This window comes from Chitinophaga sp. RCC_12, from assembly GCF_041360695.1.
GTDB lineage: Bacteria > Bacteroidota > Bacteroidia > Chitinophagales > Chitinophagaceae > Chitinophaga.
The window spans coordinates 876,721-895,391 of record NZ_JBFUPS010000001.1 but is presented as its reverse complement, the minus strand read 5'-3'; the positions used below and the strand labels follow the sequence as shown (position 1 = coordinate 895,391).

Annotated in this window: 11 protein-coding genes; all 11 read left to right on the top strand. The window is 49.8% G+C overall.

The genetic code is table 11. From position 1 onward, the window contains the following. The first annotated feature begins 126 nt into the window (after nt 1-126). The 11 genes from AB6805_RS03605 to AB6805_RS03555 all read left to right on the top strand — a co-directional run bounded on the left by AB6805_RS03605 (nt 127) and on the right by AB6805_RS03555 (nt 18,636). Nucleotides 127-1,137 (top strand): IS256 family transposase, encoded by a 1,011-nt coding sequence (locus AB6805_RS03605; RefSeq protein WP_370908093.1) that lies wholly within the window; start codon nt 127-129, stop codon nt 1,135-1,137. Between the two features lie 803 nt (nt 1,138-1,940). Continuing rightward, nucleotides 1,941-2,501 carry an RNA polymerase sigma factor gene (locus AB6805_RS03600; RefSeq protein ID WP_370908092.1) on the top strand — a complete coding sequence of 187 codons (561 nt, stop codon included), beginning with the start codon at nt 1,941-1,943 and terminating at the stop codon, nt 2,499-2,501. A gap of 71 nt (nt 2,502-2,572) precedes the next feature. Beyond that, nucleotides 2,573-3,481, top strand: coding sequence for a FecR family protein (locus AB6805_RS03595; protein ID WP_370908091.1), 909 nt, complete (start codon nt 2,573-2,575; stop codon nt 3,479-3,481). Nucleotides 3,482-3,560: 79 nt separating this feature from the next. After that, nucleotides 3,561-7,004: a TonB-dependent receptor domain-containing protein gene (locus AB6805_RS03590; protein WP_370908090.1), complete on the top strand. Its 3,444-nt coding sequence runs from the start codon at nt 3,561-3,563 to the stop codon at nt 7,002-7,004. A 16-nt stretch (nt 7,005-7,020) separates the two neighbouring features. Next, nucleotides 7,021-8,730 carry a hypothetical protein gene (locus tag AB6805_RS03585; RefSeq protein ID WP_370908089.1) on the top strand — a complete coding sequence of 570 codons (1,710 nt, stop codon included), beginning with the start codon at nt 7,021-7,023 and terminating at the stop codon, nt 8,728-8,730. 7 nt (nt 8,731-8,737) lie between these two features. Continuing rightward, a complete protein-coding gene (locus AB6805_RS03580; protein ID WP_370908088.1) occupies nt 8,738-9,916 on the top strand; it encodes a hypothetical protein in 1,179 nt (392 codons plus the stop codon). 50 nt (nt 9,917-9,966) lie between these two features. Then, a complete protein-coding gene (locus AB6805_RS03575) occupies nt 9,967-11,028 on the top strand; it encodes a fasciclin domain-containing protein (RefSeq protein WP_370908087.1) in 1,062 nt (353 codons plus the stop codon). 10 nt (nt 11,029-11,038) lie between these two features. Beyond that, nucleotides 11,039-12,232, top strand: a complete 1,194-nt coding sequence (locus AB6805_RS03570; RefSeq protein WP_370908086.1) for a fasciclin domain-containing protein — start codon at nt 11,039-11,041, stop codon at nt 12,230-12,232. A gap of 13 nt (nt 12,233-12,245) precedes the next feature. After that, nucleotides 12,246-13,223, top strand: coding sequence for a fasciclin domain-containing protein (locus tag AB6805_RS03565; RefSeq protein ID WP_370908085.1), 978 nt, complete (start codon nt 12,246-12,248; stop codon nt 13,221-13,223). Between the two features lie 2 nt (nt 13,224-13,225). Then, nucleotides 13,226-16,462 (top strand): carboxypeptidase regulatory-like domain-containing protein, encoded by a 3,237-nt coding sequence (locus AB6805_RS03560; RefSeq protein WP_370908084.1) that lies wholly within the window; start codon nt 13,226-13,228, stop codon nt 16,460-16,462. 20 nt (nt 16,463-16,482) lie between these two features. Next, nucleotides 16,483-18,636, top strand: coding sequence for an IPT/TIG domain-containing protein (locus AB6805_RS03555; RefSeq protein WP_370908083.1), 2,154 nt, complete (start codon nt 16,483-16,485; stop codon nt 18,634-18,636). Nucleotides 18,637-18,671: the final 35 nt, after the last annotated feature.

The window sequence follows — 18,671 nt, the reverse complement described above, 5'->3', positions numbered from 1 at the left end:
AGAAGATTTTTTATCAGACGACTTTCTGAAGCAGTTTAAAACAGCAGATCAGTTAAAACGATTTTCTTGCCCAGATTCAGAAGCGGGGCATTGAAAAGATGTTGGAAGGAGAGCTAGATAGCCATTTTGGGTTATGATAAGCATGAACACAATGAAAGTAGCAATAGCCGTAACGGTTACGGGAAAAAGAAGATTAAGACCAGTTACGGGGAATCTGAAATTAGGGTGCCCAGAGATCGTGATGCCAGTTTTAACCCCATGATTGTACCTAAACGAGAAGGAATGGCTCAAGGTTTGGAAGAGGTAATTGTGTCCTTTTATGCCAAGGGTATGAGCGTATCAGACATAGAAGAGCAAATAAGGGAAGTATATAAATTTGATGTTTCCACGGCCACAATCAGCCTTATAACCAGCCGCGTGGCGGAAGATATTGTCGCCTGGCAAAACCGGCCATTAGAACCAGTTTATCTCATAGTCTGGATGGATGGCATTGTGTTCAAGGTTCGGGAGAACAGCAAAGTGGTGAATAAAACCTTCTATATCGCAGTAGGCCTAAAGCGGGATGGTCTCAAAGAAGTGTTGGGAATGTGGCTGGGTAAGAATGAAGCAGCTGCCTATTGGATGACTGTGCTTACAGACCTGAAGGCCCGTGGCCTGGAAGATATCTTGATAACGACCACAGATAATCTGAATGGCTTCACTCAGACCATAAGATCTGTGTTTCCGCAGTCTGCCACCCAGGTTTGTGTAGTGCATCAGATACGTAACAGCTGCCGCTATGTAGTCTGGAAAGATAAAAAGGAGTTTACAATTGACATGAAAGATGTCTATGCGGCCCCCAATAGACAGGCTGCCATGGCGACTCTGGATGCCGTGGATGCCAAATGGAGTGCAAAGTATGCATACGCCATCAAAAGCTGGCGTGAAAACTGGGAAGAACTGACTGTCTTTTTTGACTTCCCCCTGGAGATAAGGCAGATCATCTACACAACAAATCTCATCGAAAACCTGAATGGTAAAATCAGAAAATATACCAAAAACAAGCTATCCTTCCCTACAGACGAAGCGGTGCTTAAATCTGTATACCTGGCTTTAAGGGAAGTATCAAAAAAGTGGACCATGCCCATTAGAAACTAGGGCATGATCCTAAATCAGTTTTTAACTATTTTTGACAAAAGGGTGAGGATCTAATTATTATCCTGATTCCCCGATTTTTATGACTTACAGAGTTTATGAGATAGTGTCTATATTATCATCATTAATTCATATTCTGAATTTGCAAACTCGCTTCTGCAAATTGAATGTAGTTCTAAGGTTTTAAGAGAGTTTTTTATCTGTGAACTAGAGTATGAATGTGTAGATTATGAATCAAGCATGTCCTAGGGTATTTGAATAGCACCACTGTATAGTGGATTTTATCGATGTTTTGGAGTAGAATCTGTGTTTCAATGATGAAATGAGGTTATTAACTATTTATGACTCTGCAAGTGCAGGTAGTTGTAGGAGCATTAAATGTACTTGAATATGGAGTGACAAAGCCACCAGGGTTGGGTGTTAGGTTTAGATCGACTGGTACAACACATCCTTTGGTTCCTTGTCCATTTATTGTAGTGGATCCAAGTGAGTAAAATGTTCTGAGGAGCTTATTGGCTTTGAATGCCAATATTCCGCAAAATGTAGAAATGACTATAATTAAAGTTAATAGAAATTTGGCTTTTTTCATAGTGATATAATTTTATTGATGTAGTAATAATATTCTAACATTAAGGAGAGTACTGTGCTTATTTTTCTAATGATTTGCTGTAAATATAGGCTTCCTAGCTGCATTAATTTCTCAGCGATTGACACTTTTTCCCGCCACACTCAGAAAACATAACAATACCTTAAACCACCTCCCCAACAAAATCCCCTATTTTCGCCCCGTTGCTCAAACCTCTGCCATGCTGCATGCTCATGATGATATAGCGCTTATCCGTACCGGTGATCCAAAAGCATTCGAAAGGTGTTTCAATCAGCACTGGCCTGCCCTTTATGCCTTCGCGCTAAAAATCCTCGGCAATAAAGACGATGCCAAAGACGTAGTACAGGGCGTATACATCTCCCTGTGGGCACGGAAGGAAAAACTGAACCTGAACGGTCCGCTGGAAAACTATCTCCACCAGGCCGTCCGCTTCCAGTCTATTAAGAAGCTGAAGGAAATCATGAATCGGCCGGAGGAGCTGGACCGTGTGCAGGAGTATATCATGCCGGTGTTAAACGATATCTGGGAAAAGATGGAAACCGCCGATGTATTTAAAGAAATCGATACCCAGCTAACCACGCTGCCGGAAAAAACACGCGAAATATTCCTCCTGAGCCGCCGGCACCATTTATCCATCACGGAAATTGCCGGGAAATTAAACCTCTCCGAAAAAACAGTAAGAAACCAGCTGCACATAGCGCTCAAGGCGTTAAGACACCATATCGCCGCCGCCCTGATCCTCGCAGAAATGATGAGTTAATAATTCCTTAACGTACTTCTTCGGGACAAGCACCTCGGCTGAAGGAACATATCTATAGAAGAATGTTCCGGATGAATATCACACAGTTTAAAAAATTGGTCAGTAACTACCTGTCGGGCAATGCCACCAGCAGGGAAGCTGCATTGCTGAACCACTACCTCGATAAGGCCTGGCAGGAAAAACAGGTGCCGGACGATGTGGAGCTGCAGCGACAGGAAGTATGGAATAAACTGGAAAAGGAAATCACGCCGCCACGGATAAAGGTATGGCGGTATGCGGCTACAGCGTTAATCCTAATTGCCGCCGGGGCCACTTACACCTACCGCCTCGCTCTGCAGGACTGGCTGGATCCTATTCCCATGCAAAGCATCACCGCATTGAAATACCAGGTAAAAAAGGTAATCCTGCCGGATAGCTCCGTGGCCATCCTCAATGGAGGTACCACGCTCACCTATCCCCAATACTTCCGTGGTAAACAAAGAAACATCACCGTGAACGGGGAAGCATTCTTCGATGTCACACCGCAAACGGCCCCCTTCCTCATCACCGGCCCGCATGTAAGCGTAAAGGTATTGGGTACCAGCTTCGTAGTGGCGGATAGTAGCAGTATCGAAAAGCCAAAGGTAAGCGTGAAAACAGGCAGGGTAGCGGTTACGGCCGGTACCGCCGTACAACAGCTCACGGAGAATGAGGAATTGGTATATGACAAGGAAACCATCTATATCTATAAACAAACGGAAGTAAACACCGGGTGGACCAGCAAAAAGCTGATGTTCAATGAATCAGCGCTGAACGATGTTTTCAGGGAGATAGAAATGCTGTACGGCGTAAAAATAAAAGCTACGCCAGGTATCAGCAACCTGAAATTCACCGGCGCATTCGAGGAAACCGACACCATGAACGATATCCTGAAAGTGATATCCCTGTCGTACCGGCTAACTATTCACAAAAACAAAAACGGCGTCATCGTAATCAGGTAGCAGCTCGCACAGCGGAAATGCTAACAACCATCAGCGTACAGCTGCTGGTAACGGATCTTCTTTTTTAAATCACAAACGAATGAAGGAAAAAATTTTACACGGATGTATGTGGATCCTGCTCTGCTTTACCTTGCCGGCAACGGCCCAGGAAAGCTTCCTGCAGAAAAAGATCAGCATCAGTTTCAGGAATGAGCCCATCGCAAAATGTTTCATGACCGTGCAGCAGAAGGGCGGCGTTACCTTCTTCTACAATCCTGCCGATATGAAAGCGGTGGATAAAAAATATACGGCCGATCTCAATAACAAAACCGTAGCAGAAGTGATCACCTGGTTATTGCAGAATACCGGGCTGGAATTTGAAGCGGTAGATGGCAGGAAGGTAGTGGTGCGCAAAATCATCGTCAAACAATCAACAGCGCCCCGCAAACGCACCATCAGCGGCATGATCACGGATGCTGCCAAAAACATACCCATCGCCCGCGCGGAAATCATGGCCCAAAGCACCGGCAGCGTGGTAATGGCCGATGAATCCGGGCGCTTCTCCGTGGAAGTAAAAGATACCTCGGATGTGCTGGTGATCTATTATGTAGGCTATGCTACCAAAATGATCAAAGCCGGCAGCGCACCGGTGCTGTCAGTACAACTGAAAGCCGATAGCAAAACCCTGAGCGGCGTAACGGTAGATGCCCGCCGCCGCTCCAATACGGAAGTAATGCTGCTGAACGACCGTAAAAACTCGGCCATGATCTCCGATGGTATCTCTGCCCAGAACATCGAAAAAACAGCCAGCATTACCACCACACAGGCCCTGCAACGCGTATCAGGTGTAACGGTTACAGACGATAAGTATGTAGCCATCCGCGGCCTGGGCGACCGCTCCGTGATCGGCCAGCTCAATGGCATCCGCCTGGCTTCTTCCGATCCCGACAGGAGCGCTATCCCGCTGGACCTCGTGCCCGCCGGCCTGCTGGATAATATCACCATCTACAAAACCACTACCTCCGATAAACCTGCCGATGCCGCTGCCGGTATCGTGGAGCTCAAAACTAAGTCGGTACCCGACCGGGAAATGCTCACCATCACGGTGCAAACCGGCATGAACTCCCAAACCGGCAGCAAAGTGAACAGCTTCTACAACAGCGACATGGGCTTCCTCGGGCAAAAGGTAAAATCAAAAGGACTGTCACCGGAATTCCAGGAATTGTCCAAACAGTACCCAAACGGCTTAGGCGATATCCAGCGTAAAATCGCCAACAGCCGCAACGATCCGGCCCTGCTGGCGGAAGCCAACCGCATCAGCGGTATCATGCACGGCTTCGATCCCGTGCTCACCACAAAGTATAAATCGGCGCCGCTGAACCAGATCTATGCGGTTACCTACGGTAACAGCTATACGGTATTTAAGAAACACCAGGTAGGATTAATAGCCGGCGCCAATTATTATAACCGCACCAACGATATTTACGACGGCCAGCTCACCCAGTACAGTGTATACCAGGGCGTGTTAACAGGCAACAGCGCATTGTACAGTCCCCGCATAATTCCTAACTACATTACTCCCAACAATATCAACCTGGGGAAGTACTTAAATTATAAGGAAAATACCGGCACACAAACACTCAACTATGGATTTTTGGGTGGACTCACATACCGCTTCAGCCCGCAGCACGAAATAAGTATGCAGTACCTGGGCAGCCGGGGTGCGGAAACACGCGCCAGCAACCTGCACGGCGCCTACGAATACACCGGCCTCCCGGGAAAAGTGTATAACCTCGTGTATTCCCTGCGCCAAAGCTATCGCACCCTCAATACCTTTAACTTACAGGGAGAGCATAAGTTCACAAAAAAGGAATATGCCCCCAAGCTGAGTTATAACCTCGCTACCTCTTCCTCAGCACAGGACGATCCGGATTACCGCTTTGTAAACCTGGCCGATTACCGCATCAATGGCGGTACCAGCTATCCCGGTGTACCGGATAAGCCAGGCGGAGTGCCACCGGCAATGTACTCGCCCAGCCTGTATTCACTGGTGTCAGGCTATGTAAATGGATACGGCCCCTACGGCATTATCCAGGCCGATCCCAACGGCCGCCGCTTCCGTCATCTCAACGAAAATAATTATAACTATAAAGCAGATCTTACCCTGCCGTTTAAAGTGCGCAACAAGAAACAGGAATTTAAAACCGGGGTCAACTACCTGCATCGCAGGAGAAGTTTTAATGAAAATGTACTCTATCTCCCCGGATCAAATTACTCCGCCAACGGCGCGCTGCCTTTATACGAAGTAAGTGGCAACCTCGATCAGCTCATCGGCTACGACCGCATCGGCATCCGCCCACAGTCGTCGTACAACGAAGAAGGCGCTCCCCGCAATGGTGGCTACCTGTATAATATCCAGAAATCCCCCAACAATTATAAAGGCTACTACGAAACACGCGCGTTCTACGGTATGCTCGACCTGCATCTTACAGAACAGCTGCGCATCACCGGTGGCGTGCGTTTTGAAATGACCGACATCCGCGCAGCGGTAGATACCGCCAATGTTTTCCTTGATCCAAGTATTACCGCTACCGATGCTGCCGGCAATAAAGTGAACCTGGTATACACAGAACCCAATACGGTTTATAAAACGGATTACGAACCATACTACTCTGCAAATCTTACCTACACCCTGAACAAAAACATGAACTTCCGCTTCGGCTTCAACACCACGCTGGCCCGGCCGGAGCTGAGGGAACTCACGAACGTATTTGATTTTGATCCTTTCCAGTTTGCACTGGTGGTAGGTAATCCGAATCTAAAAAATCAACAAACCACTAACTACGATTTCCGCTGGGAATGGTTCCCCGCACCAGGGGAGGTATTGTCTGCTTCCGTTTTTTATAAGGAGATAGATAACCAGTTAACAAAGGTGTTTAAACAAAATTCGTCCGGGCTGGAAGCACGGTTCCCCGAATTTCCCGCGATAGAATTTCAGAACGATCCCAACAAAGGACGCGTGTATGGAATAGAACTGGAAGTAGTGAAAAATCTCGGGCTGCTGTGGCTGCCCATGAAAAACTTCTTCCTGGGTTCCAACCTGCTGCTCGCGCAAAGCGAAATCAAAAAAACACCGGAACGCCTGGAATCTTCCCGCGCCATCGATCGCCGCGCACCGGCCAACAGCCCGCTGTTTGAACAGGCGCCGTATTCCGTGAATGTATTTATTAACTATAACAACACTAAATCAGGCACCGATTTCACCGCCACATTTAACATGGTAGGAGAGCGGCTCATCCAGGTAAATCTCGATGGCACGCCGGACCTCTACTCGCGCCCCAATCCCGTACTGGATTTCGTAGGCTCGCAAAAGCTGCTGAAACGCCTCATCTTAAAAGGCTTCGCCAAAAATATCCTGGACAGGCCCGTAGAGGAAGTATACGCGAACCCCGGCACCGGTGGTAAGTTCTACGGCAAAAAGTATGTACGCAGAAGTTTTTACCGGGGAACAGAATTTATGCTGGGCCTGACTTACAACCTGTAAAACCTGAATGATGAAAATGAAAAATACATATATAGGGATAGCTGTTGCGCTCTTGTTCAGCGCCTGCAGCAAGAAACTCGATTACACCTACGACAACCGCTTTATCCAGCAGCCGCTCACCCCGTCCACTGTTCGCCTGGTGAACCTGGTAGGCGCTACGGAACTGGCAATCGGCGGGCAGCCACTCACCAGCTTTATCCCGCCGGACTACGAAGGGAATTATGGTCTCAATGAAACCCGTGCTACCCGCTGGTTCCCGGAAAACGGCCGCCTCGGCGCCACGTTTACCATTCCCGCGCAACTGCTGAAAAACGGCCATGCAGATAGTATCCTCTTCAGCAGCCTGTCTGTGAAGTTAGGGGTGCCGCCGCCGCGTCCTTTCAGTGTGCAGGAAGACGTGAACAATCCTTCGGATTATTATTTCGTACGCTTCCGCCCCAATGCCACCGGTTTCACAGACTCGCTGTTCCGCATACCCCGCGCCATTTCGCCGGCGTCAGATCCTGCAGGCTTCAAAGTGCGCCTGCTCAATCTCAGCGCCTTGCCAGACGGTAGTTCCCTGCCGGGCCTTTTCCGCCACGGCCCAATGACACTCACACTGGCAGATGGTACTGCCGTACCCGGCCTCTCCAACATCGCGCCCGGCGCTTATTCCAATTATGTGGAACTGCCTTACGGTACTTACCAGTTTAAAGTGCTCAACAGCGAAGGAAAGGAAGTGCCGGCAAGTGGTGGTTATAATTTACTCAATCCTGCTACCGGCACATTAATGGACCAGCAGGGAACACCCGGCATCGGCGGCAGTAAAGATACCTGGCTCACCTATGCACCACTGAAAACATTCCAGCCCGGCGGTATCTATACCATCGTTGTAGGATGTAACAACGATACAAAGATTCCCACCGGCAACCCGAACGGGGAAACCACTTCAACAGAAAATAATTCCTTCCGCATCATCGCCGATATACCAGAACCGGTAAATATGACCTATGCCCGCTTACAAGGCATCAATGTAGCTGCCGGCAGGAAAATATCCTGGCAGGTAGATGGGCAACCGATGGGCGCCGCACTGGAATTCACCCAGCAAACCACCTATAGCCGGTATATAACGGGCACGCATATAGTAAAAGCAATAGACGAAAAAGGACAGGTGCTGGCAGAACGCCCGCTGCCGCTGCAGCCAGGCGATAATATTGCCCTCTGGTACTATCAGCGTAAAGACGGCGCCGCCGCTATCACCTTCACCGCCAATAACCTTAGCGGGAAATTCTACGGAGGTACGTCTACCGACAACGGCACCTACGGTATGTTCAAAGACAGCTACCCGTTCTGGATCCGCTTCATGAACTTCTGCCCCGACCTGGAGGAAATGACTTTCACCACAGACAATGGTCTTCCTTTCCCAAATCTGGTAAACATCCCTAACGCAGCGGCGCAGCACATCGCTTTGGGAACGCCGGTAACAGACAATCCTTATGTAATGATGTGGGTCAATTTCCCGCAAAGGGTCCTGGCATATGCATCGGCGCCCGGCATCCTGCCCGGCGATTGGATCCGCACCATCACCCCGCTGAAGAGCCGGCAGTTTATTGCCCGCCCGGAGCTTTATAAAACACCGGAACTGCCGCAAAGTGAACCCGGCATCTATACCGTAGCGCTCATTGGCAGCACATCCGCCACCGCCACGGAAAAAGCCCGGATGATTATTGTGAAACACAACAACTGAGTTAAGTATGAAGTCGAAATATTTATGGCTGTTTTTATTCGCAACCGCCCTGCTCTTTAACAGCTGCCGCAAAACGGATTATGCCACCATCAACAGCCCGGCATATCTCCGCGTATTCAACTGCCTGGAGTACAACGCCACGCTCGATAATAAGGATGTGCCGGTGCCTTTCCTCGCATTCCTCGTAGATCCCGTGATGGACGATGCCGGTGTGCCGGTAAGCGCTGCTATCACCGGCGATTTCCTCGATGTCCGCAGCGAATGGGCCATGCCTTATCCGGATGCCGCCAGCAATGTGATCTGGCAAAAGGAATTTCCCGGCACCAAAAGAGTGCTGGCAGGTCCCATCTTAAATGGATATGATTTGTCCAGCTGGGCACAGGTGCCCTCCGGGAAGCACCACATTGTTTTCCGCACCCGGCCGCTGAACAACACGCCTTACTTCAACCTCGATAAACTGGAAAGAGGCGTTACATTGATCGACACCACCATCGATCTTACTGCCGGCGAAGTATATACCATGCATGCACTCATCGCGGAATATGCCAGTCAGCAGCCGTTTATGTACCTGCGCCAGGAAACCTTTACCAAACAACCGTTTGCGGATTCGATGGTGTATGTGAACTTTTATAACCTCAGCTCAAAAAACTGGTACCAGCTGGCCCCTGATGAAATTACCAACCAATACCTGGTAAGCACCAAGCTGCAGGATACCATGCAGGTGTATTATTCACTCAACAAAAGAAACGGCGCTGTCCTCACCCCTTTACCCGGCTACAAAGGCGTGCCCATGGGACAAATCATACATTCCCTGGAACCCCGTGTGGCGCCGTATTACAGCTTCCCGCTGTTTGCAGATACCAGCGGCAATAAAATCTTTACCGGTAACATGAGCCAGCAGTTCGGATTTTTTGGAACAGGATTTTCCCCGGAAAACCTCGGCTATCCCGACTTCCTGCCGGTAGGCGCCTATGCAGGTCTGATCCTCGGCGACTACGGGGATGCCGGCAAAACTTCTTACCTGCCTTTCAAAATAAGAACAGACCTGCGCACAGGACTCATCGTCAGTATTCATTCCGGTACGGCCAACCCGCGCTCTTTTGCTACGGTAAATACCATTGAATACATCAACCGCAAATTTTATGTAACCACCATCCAGCGGAAGTTTGCGCCACCTGTTTATTAATATCTTATTGTATGAATATGCTGAATATAACTTTTAAAAAATGTAGGGAGATGATGGGACTGCTGTTAGTGTTACTGATGGCAGGGTGCAGTAAAGATGACCTGGTTCCCCCGGTAGATAAAACCACCGTGCCCCGTAACATGGGTGTGTTTATTGAAAATAACTACGACCTGAGCCTGTTAAGCGCAGCCCTCAAAAAAACCGGCCTGCTGGATTCACTCAACCAGCCGGGAGCCATCACACTTTTTGCACCGGACAACGCAGCCTTTAACAGGATAGGTATCAGCACACCCGCAGAAATAGACCGTATGAACGTGGACAGCCTGCGGTTTATGCTGCGGTATCACATGATCCGCAACCGGTATTTTATTACCACCTTCCCGAAACAGATGGATAATAAATACCTTTCCCTCACCGGCGATGCGCTCTATGTGTCTGTAGATAAACAGGAACAATTTATCAAAGACGACATCTTCACCTTTGTAAACGGCGCCTACATCATGACCGGCGCCAAACGCAATATCGCACTGGCCAACGGCGTAATCCACATCCTCGCCAAACCCTTGCAGTATAAAAAAGAAACGGTACAGGACTATATCTCCAAAGATACCAGCCTTGTACTCTTCGCCGCTGTCATGAAACAGTTCCATCTCTGGAACGACCTGGAAACAAAAGATCCGCTCACCTTATTCGTACCGGATAACGCAGCCTTCCTGAAATACGGATTAACAGCAGAAAAAATCGCCACCCTGAAGCCCGCGGATTACCAACCACTCGCTTTCGGCATCTACACCCTCATGATGCGGCCCATGCATATCTTTTCCGTTGATGGCTATATCCTGTCCGGTACAAACGTATATGGCGCCAATATGATTTACTTCAACGACACCTACAGTATCGGCCCTTCCTATATGCGGAACAACTACCTCGGCACAGAGGAGTCGGCCGTCTACATCGGGAAAAGAACAGGTCCAAACTGGGGCGCAAATGAAGAAGGACCGGCAGTGGTACAATATAAAGGCGGCCTCACAAATGCCGATCACCTGTGCAGCAACGGCATTGTCCATATCATAGACGACCTGGTGTTTAATCCCGATTTAATGAAGCAATAAAATGAACCAGATGAAATTACAGATACATATACTCTTATTAACCTTACTGGTGTTGGGCGGTTGCCGCAAACAGGATATCGAACCGGAACCGGTAGGTGACCCGGTGCCGCACGAAGCGGGCCCGGATAAAACCTGGCAACAACTATTGGCCGCTTCTCCGTATGCCCGTTTCCGTGATGCCTGGCAGCTATCAGGTATGGAGGAAAAAGTAAAGCAATCCGGCGCCGGTTTTCACACCGTGCTGGTACCCACAGATAAAGCTTTCGACGAAGCCGGGTGGACCACCGCGAAAATAAAGGCAGCCACCAAAGAAGAACTGGACCAACTGTTATGCATATACGTAATGCCCGCCCGCCTCACACCGGAAAACATTGGGGACATTCCGGGCAACACCCCCGGCGCTACACTGTCGGAGCGGTCAATGGCCGGCAGGGACAACTGGTACAGCAAAAATTATATCGATTTCCTGTTCCTCGGTAAACATGGCGACAGCCTCCTCGTAAACGGTATCCCCCAGGCCAAATGGGGGCAATACCAGGAAGCCACCAACGGCCTCATTTACCCGGTAGAACACTGCCTTGTCAAACCACAACAAACCATGTGGGAATACATAAACGCCGAACCCCGCTTCAGTCTCTACCGGGAGGCGCTGCGTATCTGCGATAGCCTCTATAGCTCTGTATGGATGGATCCCGGCGTAATGACCATGCTGAAATCATCGGAAACAATAGGACAGTTCACCCTGTACGCACCTAATAACAACGCATTTATAAAGAATGGTTTTCATAATGCCGAGGATATCCTGAACTATTGCCTGCGCTCCTGGCCACTGCCACCCGGCGACTATGATGAAAATATGTACTACCAGCAGCCGGTGATAGCCATCGATTCTATTCTTTTTGCACACGGGCTGGAAGTATATGCCGCCCTGCAACTGACCGGAGGCGCCAGGATAGGACCGGTATACTTCTCCAATGATCTCGCTGATAATGCACATCAACTCAGCGGACTAATGATCCAGAAAGGACAGCTATACAGCGGTCCGCCGGTATATATCAGTCTCGATTTTATCAGCAACAACGGCCAACCCGGCGTAAAAAGACAGGGCGTAAACACACCCTTCATCAGTCTGAAAACAAAAGATATCCGGGTGCTCAACGGCGTGATCCACGAAGTAGAGGAGCTCTTCAAATTGCCCAACTAAACAAAACGTACCCATGAAAATATTGAAGTATACCGGCGTATTGTTAATGCTACTGTCGGCCTGTACAAAAGATGATGATAAAGTGGACGGTACAAACGAAACCAACCGCCTCACCTACATCATCGATGATAATAAATTTAACTTCTCTGCTTTCAGCACCGCCCTGGGCAGAACCGGCTACCGCACTACGTTGGCGGGCCCTGGTCCCTATACCGTGATGATACCGGATAACAACGCCTTTTCAAAAGCAGGCTACAGCACAGACCAGTCGGTGCTCGTAGAAGACGGTACCATTCTCAGCAACCTCGTCGCCTATCACATCGTAAATGGTGTATGGGAACTGAATAAGCTGCCGTTCAAATTCAACCAGGAAATTACCGCCATCACCGGCGCTAAGATGTTCGTCACCCGCTGGGTAAAAGGAACAGACACGCTCCTCACCATCAACGGCACGCCATTACTCGCATACAACCTGCCCGCCAGCAATGGCGTAATACAGGTGCTGGACAATGTGTTGCAGCCACTGGTACATAAAACACTGTCAGACGCCATTGCTGCAGATACTACCCTCACCTTCCTGAATGTAGCGCTTCAGCAGGCAGGGATGAAACAACTGCTCACTACCGGTAACACCTACACGTTTTTTGCACCTTCCAACACGGCTTTCCGCAGCGCAGGTTTTTATGCTGCAGATAGTATCAGCGCAACAGATCCCACCATACTGCGGGAGTTATTGCAATACCATCTTTTCTCCGGCAGGAAGTTTATATACGATTATGTGCTCACCACCGGCGAATCCGGTCAAACAGAACAGGCCATGCTCAACGGTAATAACGTGAAGATCACCCTGCTGAAATCAGGCATAAAATACACCGGTATCAACATCGCCGGCCCCGGCAATACCGCCGCCGCACAGGTAAAGAAAGCCAATGTGATGGCCGGCAACGGGGTACTCCACATCATAGACCAGGTATTAAAAGAAGATCAGTAGTGATGAAGAAAATTTTATACATAGCTTACTTGTTCACCGTACTGCTGGCCGCCGGCCACCTGGCATACGCACAGGAAACAAACGGTACACTAAGCGGAAAGATTACCAGCGATAAAAACGAACCGCTCATCGGCGTTACAGTACTGGCCATCCACGAGCCTTCGGGTACAAAGTATGGCGTAATCACCACCGCCGATGGCCGCTATTATTTGCCGGGCCTGCGTATCGGCGGCCCTTACTCGGTAAGCATCACCATGATGGGCATGCAACCGCAGAAAAGGGAGCAGCTGAATATCCGTCTCGGCGAGCCCGTACAACTCAACATCGTAATGGCCGTTGCCGGTAAGGATCTTTCTGCAGTAACCATCAAAGGCACAAAGAAAGGCGCCTCCGCCAACACTACCGGTGCAGGGCAAAATATCAGCCGCACACAACTGGCAAACATGCCTACCATTTCCCGCAGCCTCCAGGATATAACTAAAATGGTTCCGCAGGGCAGTCGCGATAACTCCTTTGCAGGTACCAACTTCCGCTATAACAACGTAACCATCGATGGCGCCATCAACAACGATGCTATTGGCTTCAGCCCCTCTGCAGGCGGCATTACCGGCAGCTCCGGTATGCCCGGCTCCAGTACCCGCACCAACGCAGTGTCGCTGGATGCGATTGAAGACATGCAGGTATACCTGGCCCCCTTCGATGTGAAGATCGGGAACTTCACCGGCGGCAGCATCAACGCGGTTACGCGCAGTGGTACCAATACTGTAACAGGATCGGTATACGGCTTTGGCCGCAACGCAGCCCTCACCGGTAAAGGCCCCAATGGCAAAATGAACAGCGACTTCTATGATTACCAGGCCGGCGTCCGGCTCGGATTTCCACTCATAAAAAATAAACTGTTCTTTTTTACCAACGAAGAAATTACTTCCCGCCAGGACCCTGCGCAGCTGCTTGCAGGGCAACCGGAAACCGCGCAGATCCTCAGCGTTAAAGATGCGGACGATATCCGCAACGCTACGCTGAACCGCTATGGACAGGGCTTTGATCCGGGTACTGCCGGTAATTACACGGCTTACTCCCGCTCGCAGAAGTTCTTTAACCGCATCGACTGGAACATCAACGATAAACATCAACTTTCCTTCCGCAGCAATACCATTCTCTCCAAAGCCATGAACATGGACCGGGATCAGCAGGATTTCCGGTTCAGCAGCATGGCCTATCAACAGGCAAATAACCAGAGCTCCACCGTAATGGAAGTGAAGTCGCGGTTCAATAACCGCTGGTCCAACAGTTTCATCGCAGGATTCAGCGTAGTACACGACAAGCGCAACCCCGGTTCAGATCCGTCACTGCCACAGGTGCAGATCGCCGGCCGCACACCGGGCACCACCATCTACCTGGGTACAGACCGGGAGGCGAGCATCTTCGATATGAAACAACGTACCATCGAGATCTCCGATAACCTTACCTTCAGAAAAGGAAAACATACCATATTACTCGGCACCCACAATGAACTGTATCATATCGACTATGGCTTTGTGAATAGCTGGAATGGGAGAGTGGATTACCTGAGTATTGAAGATTATCTTAACAACAATCCTTACCGTGTTCGTGGCAGTTACAACTATACCAATAACAGCCGCGAGTATATCCTTGCACACCCGGAAGCGCAGTTTAATATAAACATGCACAGCATATACGCACAGGATGAAATACAGGTAACAGACAAGCTAAAAGTGATCCCCGGTATACGTGCTGATTATACCTGGCTGCCGGAGAAACCCACCCTGAGTGATAAAACACAGAACGCCTATACCGATGGTTCTTTTGGTAACACCTACGCCTATACGCCGCTGAACCGTATCAATAATGGCTACCTGGGCAAAGTGCAGTTGTCGCCCCGCCTCGGCTTCCGCTACGATTGGAAAAACGATCAAAGCCTTATCCTCCGCGGTGGTACCGGCCTGTTCACCGGCCGTATCCCATTTGCCTGGATCGCCTATGCCTACTATAACAACGGCATCAACTACGGCTCCTTTGATCAGAAAGCAGATACAAAGGTATTTGTGCCCGGCAGCGATCCGCTGCAACCCAATCCTAACGGTATCGCGCAGTTTATTGAGCAAAACGGCGCACAGATGAACAACCGGAATGCAGGTAAAACACAGGTAGATGTAATTGATAATAACTTCGTGATGCCGCAGGTATGGCGCAGTAGCCTGGGATTGGATTATGTGAGTCCCGCAGGATTTAAATACACCGTGGAAGCGATGTACACCAAAACCCTGAAAGATGTGCTGTTTCAGCAGGTGAACATCAAGGATGATCCGAAGTATTATCCCTATGATAAAGACCGGCAGCAACCCATTTACAACGGCACCACAGACCCGCATTTCTCTAACGCTTATTTGCTGAGCAATACAAAGAAAGGCTACCGCTACAGTTTCACCGGCAGCGTCAACCGTAGCTTTCCTTCAGGTATCCAGGCGTCGCTGGCATATACCTACGGCGGTTCCAAAGATATCTCCAACGGTATCCGTAACTCTATGGAAAGCAACTGGCAGCTGAACCAGGCGCTCAGTCCCAATAACCCGGGACTGGCATGGTCCAACTTTGATGTACGTCACCGTATAGTCGGTAACGTTACTTACCACAAAGCCTGGAGCAACAGCTGGGTAACCACCGTTACTATATTCGCCACCGCGCAATCCGGCAGTCCTTTTACCTACGGTGTGGTTAACAACAGCATCCAGGGGTTACCACAACAGGTAAGCTTGTTATATATCCCCTATGCAGAGGAAGCCATTAATTACTTCCGCGGGAAAGGCATTTCTGCCGAACAGCAGGCAGCTGCTTTTAACGCTTATATAGATGGCGATAAATACCTGCGCGGCCGTCGCGGGCAGTTCACAGGGCGTAATGCCGGCCGCACGCCGTGGAATGTGCAGGCGGATCTGCACTTTGCACAGGAGTATCATTTTGGCGGAAAGCAGTTTATCACTTTTACTGCGGATGTAGTGAATCTAACGCACCTGATCAACAGCAACTGGGGCACGGTATATTTCTCTCCCAATACCTTTAACTCCACTGCCAGCACCGGTTTAACACCGGTATTTCCGGCAGGGCAAAACCCTGGCGGATACCCGGTGTATACTTTCGAAAATCCGGGTAAGCCTTACTCAGTTGATTTCCTCAACTCCAGGGCGCAGGTGCAGCTGGGATTAAGATATTCTTTTTAATCAATGTTAATCATCCAACAATGAAATATGCTTTATACCTGCTACCGGTAATTTTATTACTGGTGGCAGGCTGCAAAAAAGACCGGGATAATAGCACGGTGGCAATGAATGTAAAAACGTTCTGGCCTAATAGTGGAAATGCAGGTACCATTGTTACCCTGCAGGGACAGGGACTCACCAAAGATGTACAGGTAAGCTTTAACGGTACGGAGGCCAGGGTGCTGGATGCACGCGATTCCGTGCTGATAGTGCTGGCGCCGGATAATGGCAGCACCGGCTTACTTGCGGTAAAGTCCGGCGACCGTAAAATGGAACTTGGCACCTACACTTACCAGGCACTGAGCCTGCATGGTATCAGTCCGGCTAACGGTCCCGCAGGTACGAATATTTCTATCCGTGGCGCAGGCTTCAGCAGTATGGAAGCGCCGGCAAAGGTAACCATCAATGGCAAGGACGCGCTGATCACCAGTGCATCCGATACGTTACTGGTAGCGGCTGTGCCGGAAGGCGCAGGCACCGGCAAAGTAGTGGTAATGGTAGATGGAAAAGAAGTAAGCGGCCCTGATTTCTCTTTCCAGTTTATCAGCAGTATTAAACCGCTGAAGGGTGGTAGCGGCACGGCGGTAACCATTAACGGGGAAGGATTTAACACCCTGGCCGCCGGCAACAGCGTTACGTTCAATGGTAAAGCGGCTGCGGTCATAAGCGCCGCTGCCGGTAAACTGGTGGTTACAGCGCCGGAAGGCGTAGCTACAGGACCGGTAGTGGTAAGCATCAACGGGCAGAAAACTATTGGCCAGGTATTTACCGTAGTTCCTAAACCGGTAATCAGAACAGTTACGCCCCTGAGCGCGCCGGCTGGTGCTGCTGTGGATATTGCGGGCGATTACTTCAGCACGCTCCCCGATGAAGTAACGGTGTCCTTTAACGGGCATGCCGCTATTGTTACGGCCACAACTGATAAGCGCATAAGCGTAAAGGTACCTGCCGGAGCAGGCGCGGGGAAAATGCAGCTCATCGTGAACGGGCAGCAATCGGAAGGCCCGCTGTTCAAAGAACAGTCGCTGGGCATTTTACAATTATTACCGGATAACGGTCTCGCAGGTACGGAAGTAACCATAAAAGGGATTGGCTTCAGCACCAGTGCGGCAGAGAACATCGTTACCTTCAATGGGGTAGAGGTGCCGGTAACCGCGGCCACCGACAGCACACTGCGTGTAGCCGCACCCGTTGGCGTTAGTACCGGTGCGCTGAAAGTAAAAGTAGGTACGCTGGATGCCACAGGCCCGCTTTTCCGCAGGGCAGGAGTGATCACGGTTGCAGGAGGCCCGTCGCAAACCGTTTTCGATGAGCCGAAAGGCGTAGCAGTGGATTCCCGCGGGAATATATTCGTGCTGGATCTGAACGTGATAAAGAAAGTAACGGCCAGTGGAACGGTGAGTATTTTTGCAGGGAAAACAGATGGCTCCACAGGGAATGTGGATGGAAACGGAACAGCTGCGGCATTCAATTACCCGGTGGCTTGCGTAATAGACGCGCAGGATAATCTTTATGTATGTGATCAGAATAACAAAAGCATCCGCAAAATTACGCCGGCCGGCAATGTAACAACGTTCGCCCGTGTGGCATTTACGCCCATTGGTGTAGGTATTGATAAGAATGGAACGGTATACGTAGGTGCGCAGTATTCGGGCGTATACCGCCTCGATGGTGCTGGCAATGCCAGCCCGCTGGCGCCGAATGTATACCAGAGCGCACCGGGCACAATGGTAGTAGATAATAGTGGAACCCTGTTCTTTGGCGGCGATCCGGATAACCCGTTTGTTTCCAAAATTACAGGTGGCATTAAAACGCTGTATGCCGGCGGCCAGTATGGCTACGGCGATGGATCGCTTACCGGCGCGCAGTTCAGCATTATCTCCGGCTTGGCCCGTAATGCCGTAACCGGCGAAATGTATGTGGCAGATAACAATGCCATCCGTTTAATCGCCAACGACCAGGTAACACGCATCACCGGCTGGAAAGGCGGTAGCAGCCCGGTAGCAGGGAACGATGACGGAACATTGAACCAGGCTACCTTTAACAGCATCAATGGTATTTGCACAGATAAGGAAGGAAATATTTATGTAGTAGAGCGGTTTGGAAAGGCAGTAAGAAAAATTATCCTGCAGTAATTTTTTAGAAAGAAAACAAAGGGGCTGACCAGTAA